Here is a 694-nt window from a genome sequence, read left to right as displayed (position 1 = left end):
GGTAGCGCAAGGACGGAGAAGTTTACGTTCTTGTCAGCTGCGAGGTCCGTGCCACGGTACTCCGGCCATGTAAAATAGATATCTCCATCTCCAGCAATACGAAGAAGTTTCTTACCGCCAGATGCTTGCGTGTCCGTAGTGCCAATGAACTTGCCGTTGCCGTCATAGGCCTCCACTACCATACGGGACAGGGAATCGTCCGTTCCCTCACCCTGTACAGCTGGGACGTTGATCTTACCGACTTTGGTTTCTTCACCAGGAACAATCACATGCTGGCTGAAGCCCTCCCACGACACCGTGATCGGATTACATTCGATGTTCTCACTCGGCCACGGATTCACGACAGCTGTGAAACCCACGTTGGTTCCCGTAGTGGCATACCGCGGGCCCTCTGGGTTGTCCGTTTTATATTTGCCCTTCCAAGCGTAACGCACAGGGTTGTCGGCAGTCGCTTCCGCGTACTGCCTGACCTTCTCTCCAGTCAGGTTCGCCATTAGGTTAAGGTTTAGTTGACGCCCGGCCGCAGTAATCTCAATATTTTCATCGGCCTTGTGCGTGACCTTCCCTGCACCATCGTAAAGGGCATCGCCAATGTCCATGGAATGCACAGATCCCACATTCAAAACCGCGCCGAGCGGGCCTGAATTGCTGATGCCCCAATCGGCGAACGTGCGGTCCTTCGAATTATCAAAGG

Annotated in this window: 1 protein-coding gene; it reads right to left on the bottom strand. The window is 54.0% G+C overall.

Annotation, left to right across the window (positions count from 1 at the left end; all coding sequences use genetic code 11):
• Window positions 1–694: adhesin domain containing protein (locus HMPREF1627_RS01720; protein ID WP_034500579.1), on the bottom strand; the 694-nt coding region annotated here is incomplete at both ends.

Origin of the sequence: Actinomyces sp. S6-Spd3, assembly GCF_000758755.1 — a bacterium.
Classification (GTDB): Bacteria; Actinomycetota; Actinomycetes; order Actinomycetales; family Actinomycetaceae; genus Pauljensenia.
Note: the sequence above shows the minus strand (reverse complement) of the source record. Positions and strands in the feature narration are given on the sequence as shown.